A 7,704-nucleotide genomic window follows, 5' to 3' on the forward strand; every position below is an offset into this window, starting at 1 on the left:
CCCGCGGAGCGGGTCCCTACGGGCCTTCGGCCCTCCGTTCGCCACCCGCCTTCGGCGGGTGGACGGACCCGCTCCGCGTGTCCGTGGACTGACCTTCGGTCAGTCCGGCCGGGCTGCGCCCGGCCTGGGCACTCCGCTTCGCTCCATGCCCCACCTGGGCTTCCGCTTCGCTTCAGCCCAGGTGAAAGCCCCTCCGCTGACGCTCCGGGGCAAGCTGGCCGGGGAGGGGGTGGGTCGACGCCCCCCTTGGGGGTTGGTGACGGAACGTAAGAGCGGGGTGGGCCCCGCTCTGCGTAGGGCCAGGATCCCGGAGCCACTCTACGTATCAGTTGATGACCGTCAGAGGATCCCGCCGGAACGGGGGTCCCCATCCCCAGGAAAAGCCCCGGACAGCGGCCCGGAGAAATACGTATCAGAAAATGCCCGACAGGGAATCCCGCCACACCCGCTGCCCCCATAAGCGATGCCGGAAAATCCCCCGCTGACGCGTATCAGAAACCGACCGTCAGAGAATCCTTCCGCATTCCCGGTACGGACGGGGCGTCCGGATGCTCCTCACCCCGGCCGCCGACCCGGCGCAGCGGTGGCGGCGGCCTGCTTGGGGGCCGCCGGGCGGGCTGTGGGGCATCCGGGTTGGCTTGATAGGTCCAGGACCGCGGCGGGGCGGCTCCAGGGCGTCCGGCAGGCCGGACCGGCCGGCACCGCCGGACGCGCCCAGGGATCAACAGCCCCGCAGGGTGGATGCCCCCGCGAGGGCCACCTACCGGGCTCTCACCAAACCCGCCACACCCAGAAAGCGTCTCGAAGGAACAGCAACTCCCTCACCGCATCCGCGAAACCACCAGCCCAGCGCCCACCGGCTTCTCCGCCAGCAACACCAAACACCCGCCAGAGCCGACCCGCCCGGCCCCACCCCAACCCGAAACCTTCTCAACCAGCCAGCGAAATCCCAGCTCCGCCATCACCCCAACCCGCACCCCCACCGCCACCCCATAGCGAACCCGCCTCCCCCCGATCGAGCCGGCGGCAACTGCTGCTGCCACTAACGTGGGCGGCGGCTTGGGGCACCGGCGCCGAAGCCGTGACGCCACCAGTGTCAGCCCCGTCTCCTACACTCCGCTCGGGCGCCCTTCGGCTCCCGTTCGCTGGACTTTGGAGCACGGATGAAACGACTGACCGGCCGGGAACTGCTCGCGCTGCGGCGGACGCTGCGCGATCCCGCCACGGTGGGGATCGCACGGTGGGAGGCGGCGCGGCGGCTCGGGGCGGCCGGAGAGGACGAGCAGGAGTTCGCAGCGTCGTCACTGCTGCGCCGGGAGTTCCCGATGTCGGTGGCATCGCACATCGCCGAGGCGTTGTCCGGGTTCGCCCTTCGGTACCGGGAGCAGTTGGCCGACCGGCTGCGTGGTCCGGCGGCGGTGTCGGGTGACTTCGACGAGGACCGGATCTGGGCCGCCGAGGCCCTCGCCGCCCTGGGTCCGGAGTTCCGCGGCGAGGCCGTCGCCGCGCTGCGTGCCGCCATCGCTGACCCGCAGGCGGGCGAGTGGCAGCGCTACCGGGTCGCCCAGCTGCGGTGGATGGCCGCCGTCATGCTGGCGCGGGTCGATCCGTCCTTGCGGGACGAGGCCGCCGCCGCCATCCGTCAGGACGACATCGCCAACGACGGCTGGGAGAACGAGCTCGCCCGGGCCAACCACTTGCGCGATATCGGCGGCGCCTACGCCGAGGAGGCCACCCGCATGCTGCTGGCGCTGCGCGAGGAGGTCGATGAGGAGTTCCGCTACGAGGTGGACGCGGCGCTGGGCTACCCGGCCGATGACATCGACCGCACCGCACCGGGACAAGGCCCGGCCGGGGGCAAGGCCGTGCCGCCGGAGGTGCAGTCGAAGTTGCGCTCGGCACTGGCCGACCTCGCCTCGCTCGGCGTGCCGACGACGCTGGACGAATTCGAGGCAGCCCTGGCGGCCGCCGCGCCCGACCAGGTGGACGCTCTCGCCGACCGGTATCGCGCCTACGTCCAGCACGCCACCGCCCCTGAGGCGGTCGCCGCGCTGACCATGCCCGTGGAGGCCTCCGCCGCCCAACTGCGGCAGAAGATACCGGAGGACCGCGGCCCCAGGGCCTACGTCGGGTACTCCGACCAGGCCGAGCAGCAGCTGCGCGAGTTGAACGCCCGCGAGTCGGAGTCCGTGTCCTCGGCCCACCGCGAGCTGGAATGGATCCCGCGGATGGGACTGTACCGCCCGAACCGCGGTGACCGGACAGAGGACTACATACTCGAATTCACCGAGACCCCGGACGACCGCCGCCGCATCACGATGGTCTACCGCTTCCATCCCGAACTCAACGCCCTGCTAGTGACCTGCCTGCTCATCGGCCCCTGAACGACTGCTGGTCCGCACGGAACTGACATGGGAATTCGTCACACATGTCACCACTGGAGCACCCGGTCCTCCCACCACGGATCGTCCGGAGCGGAGACCAGGACTCCTGCGCGGGAGTCGGGTGGGTGGCGGGGTGCGCGAGGCGGAACTCCTCGCCGTGGCGGGGCTGACGTCCGGGCCAAGGCCCTTTACGACGGCCGGCCGGGGCGTGCATCACACGGTCGCAGCGGATCCGTCCGAGCAGCCGCACCGGCTCGTCGCGAAGAAGCCGGGTCAGACCCACGATGTCGTAGCCGGAGTCCAGGACGAACAACACCGCGGAATCCCCCTGACGCCACTGTCCGGCCTCACGCAGGCGCTCCAGAAGGTCACGGATCTGGGCGGCGGTGACCTCGGTGGGGTCGACGACTCGGAAATCTCCCACAACAGCGCCTTCGACAACGGTGGCGGCATCTACAACGCCGGCACGAGCACGTTGACCAGGTCGTCGGTGGAAGGCAACAGCGCGGGCAACGGCGGCGGTATCTGGCAGGACGCCCTCGGCAGCACGACCCTGGTCAGAAGCCGGGTGGTCCACAACACTCCGAACAACTGCCGGCCGATCGGATCGGTGCCCGGCTGCACTTCCTGAGCCGAACTGCCGACGGGTACGTTCGGCATCCCGCGGGCGAGGCCCAGGTCGCCGACCTGGGCCTCGCCCGCGCCGCTGACCGGTGTCTCCCCGGTCCGTCCTGTCAGGGCATGGTCGGACGGACCGGGGAGGGGGCGCCGGGCCGGAGCGGGGGGTGCTCCGGGCCGGCGGGCTCGGGTGTCAGTTGGCGCAGCGGGTACCGGGGGCGGGCATCGTGCCGGCCACCAGATAGGCTTCGTACGCCGCGTCGATGCAGGTGTTGCCCCGGCCGAAGGCGCCGTGCCCCTCGCCCTCGCGGGTGAGCAGGGTGGCGTGGGCCAGGTCCTTGGCCAGGTTCTCCGCGGCGGCGTACGGCGTGGCCGGGTCGCCCGTGCTGCCGACGACCAGGATCGGGGCGCTGCCCTCGGCCCGGACGACGTGCGGCTTCTCGGGAGACTTGAAGGGCCAGTTCTCGCACCTGCCGTGCTGGTAGTCCTCGACGGAGACGCCCTGCGTGACCAGCGGGGCCTCGGCCTTGAGCTTGGCCACGACCTGCTGCGCGCGTTCCGGGGACGGCGCGGCGGCGGCCCCGTCGGCGCAGGAGATCGCGTTGTTGGAGTCGCTGAGGGTGGTGTAGTGGCCCTTCTTGTCACGGCCGTTGTAGTGGTCGGCGGACGCGAGGAGGAGGTCGCCGCGCTGGCGGACCATGGCCATGGTGAGGGCGGCGCGCAGGGCCGGCCAGGCGTCCGTCTCGTCGCCGTAGAGGAGGGCCTGGGTGCCGGCCCAGCCCAGGTCGCTGGTGAGCTTGCGCCCGCCGGCGGTGTCCAGCGGGTGGTCGTGCAGGCTCTCCAGGTAGTCCGCGGCGTTCTTCGCCGCGGTGTCCGGGTCGCTGCCGAGCGGGCACTCGGCGGCGTGGGCGCGGACGCAGTCGTCGGCGAAGCGCCGGAGCGAGGACTCGAAGCCGATGATCTGGTCGGTGAACTTGTCCAGGGTGTCGGCGGCGGGGTCGACCGCGCCGTCCAGGATCAGACGGCCGGTCCGGGCGGGGAACTCCTCGGCGTAGAGCGCGCCCAGGAAGGTGCCGTAGGAGATGCCCAGGTAGTTGAGCTTCGGGTCGCCGAGCGCCTGGCGCAGGACGTCGAGGTCGCGGGCGGTGTTGCGGGTGCCGACGAAGGGGAGCAGCTTGCCCGACTTCGCCGCGCAGGCGGCGGTGAGCTCCTTGTTCCGCTGTTCGAGCACCACACGACGGTTCGCCGGGTCGACGGGGAGGTCCACCTGGTTGCGGTCGTCCCGTTGCCGGTCGGTCAGGCAGGTCACCGGGGAGCTCGCCCCGGTGCCCCGCGGGTCGAACCCCACGACGTCGAAGCGGTTGTGCAGGCCGCCGTCGAAGAGCTTTCGCCCCATTTCGACCATCTCCACGCCGGACCCGCCGGGTCCGCCGGGGTTGACCACCAGGGAGCTGACCCGCTGGGCGGGGTCGGCCGCGGGCAGCCGGACCAGCGCGACGCCGAGCGCTTCGGCGGCCGGGTTGGCGTAGTCCAGCGGAACGCGCAGTTCGCCGCACTGCAGCCCGGTCAGGTCGACCGGTCGGCTCTCGGAGTCCGGCTGGCAGGCGTGCCAGTCGATGTGCTGGCCGTAGAACGCGCCGAGCCGGGGGTCGTCGGCTCCGGCGGGCTTCGCGGCGGTGCCGGCGTCAGCCGGTTGGTCGGGCGTCAGGTCGTTGCAGGCGGTGGTGAGCAGTAGGCTGCCGGCGGCGAGTGCCGCCAGCATTAGGCGGCGGCCGGTCCGGTGGGTGGTCATGGTGGTTCCTGTCGAGCGGGATCGGGTGTGACGATGATTCGGTGTGGACGGCCTCGGCCGTCGGCGGTCGGTGGTCCGGCGCGGCGGCGCGTTCCGTCCCGTCGTGCCTGGCCGAGGGGCCGGACTCTCGCTCCCGTCGGATCAAGTCGTGGACTGACAATGCGTCAGGATGTTCTCGGGAAATCTCTCGGTGCGGTCCGCCCGGGGTTTCGGGGCTTCCCGGTACCTCCCGGCGGGCTGTCGCGCCGGTCGCTGCCGCCCGGGGGTCAGCGCCGTGCGGCGGCCGTGTCCAGGTCGGCGGTGAACCGTGCGAACTCCTTCCGCCAGCCGAGGCGGACGTTCATCCGGGTGGGCGCGTCGTGCCCGGGGAGGGCGAACGGGAAGGAGCTCCAGAGCAGTTGGCGGCGTACCTCGCCCATGCGGCGTACCGCGCCATCCCGGTCGAAGCTGTGGACGAGGTCGCCCGGCCGCTGCCCCAGCCCCTTGGCCCTGACCTGGTGGAAGTGGACGGACCGTGCGGTGGCGGTGACGAAGTAGGTGTCGGCGTCGAGGTTGCCGCCGCTGAGCAGGCAGGAGAGCCACGGGTTGTTGTCGAGGAACACGCCGAAGACGGTGAGCGGGGGATCGGTCGGATCCATCTCCCGCACCGTCTGCTCGACCTGATTGATCGTGGCGGCCTTGCCCACTGCCATCCGTCCGTCCTCCCACCCCGACCGACCCGGCGTCGGGGCCAGCCTTGTTCGCGACCGATCGGGCGTCGACTGTCGCCCGGGGCTGCCGGGGCGCATCCCGTGCCCCGGCCGTGGCCCAACGTAGGGGCTGCGGGAGTCGGAGCGGATGACGGTCGACACCGAAAGATTTAAGGCTCTCCTGCCTGATGTGTGGGTCAGGCTGTCGTGGGTTGTCGTCCTGGGAGAGTAGGGCGGGGGACTGCGAGGGTGAGCATGACCAGGGCGATGACGGCGTCGGCGGAGTGGAAACCGAAACCGCGCCGGATGATCAGGCGGGTCTTGGTGTTGGTGCTCTCGATCAGTCCGTTGGACAGGCCGGTGATCAGCGCGGAGCGGATAGCGTCGTAGTGGCGCTTGATCGTGCGCTGGAGGTCGACGAAGGCGGGGATGCGGCAGCGGCGGGCCCAGCCGATCCACTGGTCCAGGGCCTTGAGGGCCGCGGTGGGGCGGCGCTTGGCCAGGGCGAAGACGGAGCGCAGGGCTTCCTTCAGTCGCCAGGCGCGGTGCAGCCGCGGGTCGGTGGCCGCGATCCAGGCGAGCTTGGCCACTTGGCGGTCGGTCAGGTCCTCGGCGTTCTTCCACAACGCGAAACGGGAGTCCTTCAACGCCCTCGCCCGCTCCCGGTCGCCCAGCTCGCGCCGGGCCCGGTTCCACGAGGCCCGGCGCTCGGTGTTCAACGCCTCGGTCGCCCAGGCCACCACGTGAAAGGGGTCCATCACCCGCAGCGCACCCGGTGCCCGCTCGGCGATGACCTGGGCGATCCAGGCGGCGCCGTCGGCGCTGATGTGTGTCAGCCGTGCGGCTCGAACCTCGCCGAGCTCGTCGAAGAACCGGGTGAGGACGTCGGTGCCGTGGCCGTCGGCCATCCACACCACCCGGCAGGTGTCGTGGTCGACCACGACGGTCATGTAGCGCCGGCCCTTGCGGTAGGAGATCTCGTCGATCCCGATCCGGGCGAGCCCCGCCAGCCGGTCCGTGCCCCGGTCACGGTCGGCGGTGAAGCGCTCGACGATCCGCCCGACCGTGCGCCAAGCGCAGCAGCTCGGCCGCCGCGCTCTTGGAGCACTCGGCGGCCATCCACGCCGCCTGCTGGTCGAAGGCCCGGGTGTGCCCGGCGTCGTGCCGGGCCCACGGCACCGCTGCCACCGTCGGACCGTGCCGGCGGCAGGCGACCCGCGGGGCATCCGCCTCCAGGAACACCCGCACCGCCCCGTGGTCCAGGTCGCGCCACCGGCGCCGGCCGCGTCCCCGGTCGTACCAAGGAGCCGGGCGCTGACAGAGCCCGCACCGCCCACGCCGCCGCGCGTCAGGCCGCACCGACGCGACTACACACTGTTCCGATTCATCCCAGCGCACCGCCTCGACCACGGTGTTTTCCACCATCAGGGTGCGCTTCCATATGCTGAAGGCAGGCACGCCGTCTCTCTGCTTGATCAAACTTGGGCTTCGACACCTCAAGGATCACAGAGGACGGCGTGTTTCACGTCCAGCCGTAGATCAGCGCACCCACACATGCGGCAGGAGAGCCAGATTTAAGGAGGTCCGGGACCCTTCGGCCCGCAAGGGCCGGGGCGCAGCAGGCGGCACGGCGCGAGGCGGGCTTCGATCTTGGCCTTGGCCTGGGAGGTGAGCGAGCGGACGGTGGTCTCGTCGCTGCCCATCGCCCGGGCCGTGCGCGCAACGCTGTACTTGTTGAGGTAGCGCAGGACGGTGACGTCGAACTTCACACCCGACAGCTCCAGGACCGCGGCCGCCACCGAGACACCTATCTCCAGGTCGGTGACGTCGGCGTCGATGCCGGCGATCAGCGGCTCCGCCTCCCGGTGCACCACGATGGAGAACACGACCCGCTCGATCAGCAGGCGGTGCTCCTCGTCCCGGACCCGCTGCGCCTCGACCGTGTGGCGCAGCGCGGCCCAGGCGTAGGCGTGGCGGTTGGGCTGGGTCAGCACGCGGTCCCAGCGGTCGACGAGGGCGAGGAAGACCTCGTCGACGACGCGTCGTGCGAGGGCCGGGTCGTCGAGGACGGTGAGCGCGTAGTCGAAGTAGGGCTGGGCGTGGAGTTCCTGGAAGCCTTGGAAGGCTACTGACCTTGGCGCTTCGAGGTGATTGGCCTGTTTGTGTGGCTGACTGATGCTCATCTACGCGCTATGCCGTTGGTATGCGCTATGCGGATGGG

The 7,704-nt window shown here is 71.1% G+C and carries 5 protein-coding genes and 1 pseudogene; 1 reads left to right on the plus strand and 5 read right to left on the minus strand.

All coding sequences use genetic code 11. The features are described 5' to 3' along the window. Positions 1 to 1,163: 1,163 nt before the first annotated feature. Positions 1,164 to 2,384 carry a hypothetical protein gene (locus ACH4E7_RS45030; RefSeq protein ID WP_396255035.1) on the plus strand — a complete coding sequence of 407 codons (1,221 nt, stop codon included), beginning with the start codon at positions 1,164 to 1,166 and terminating at the stop codon, positions 2,382 to 2,384. On the opposite strand, the gene ACH4E7_RS45035 is transcribed toward ACH4E7_RS45030, so the two are convergent. From ACH4E7_RS45035 to ACH4E7_RS45055, 5 genes and pseudogenes are all read right to left on the minus strand, one after another. Continuing rightward, entirely contained in the window at positions 2,371 to 2,961 is a 591-nt protein-coding gene (locus ACH4E7_RS45035) for a transposase (protein WP_396255036.1), read from the minus strand. The genes ACH4E7_RS45030 and ACH4E7_RS45035 overlap by 14 nt on opposite strands. Before the next feature lie 234 nt (positions 2,962 to 3,195). Next, entirely contained in the window at positions 3,196 to 4,794 is a 1,599-nt protein-coding gene (locus ACH4E7_RS45040) for an alpha/beta hydrolase (RefSeq protein WP_396255037.1), read from the minus strand. Between the two features lie 266 nt (positions 4,795 to 5,060). Continuing rightward, positions 5,061 to 5,486 carry a hypothetical protein gene (locus ACH4E7_RS45045; protein WP_396255038.1) on the minus strand — a complete coding sequence of 142 codons (426 nt, stop codon included), beginning with the start codon at positions 5,484 to 5,486 and terminating at the stop codon, positions 5,061 to 5,063. Between the two features lie 194 nt (positions 5,487 to 5,680). Continuing rightward, positions 5,681 to 6,908, minus strand: a pseudogene (locus ACH4E7_RS45050) (ISL3 family transposase). A 149-nt stretch (positions 6,909 to 7,057) separates the two neighbouring features. Further along, entirely contained in the window at positions 7,058 to 7,666 is a 609-nt protein-coding gene (locus ACH4E7_RS45055) for an RNA polymerase sigma factor (protein WP_396255039.1), read from the minus strand. Positions 7,667 to 7,704: the final 38 nt, after the last annotated feature.

Origin of the sequence: Kitasatospora sp. NPDC018058 (assembly GCF_044327205.1) — a bacterium.
Classification (GTDB): Bacteria; Actinomycetota; Actinomycetes; order Streptomycetales; family Streptomycetaceae; genus Kitasatospora.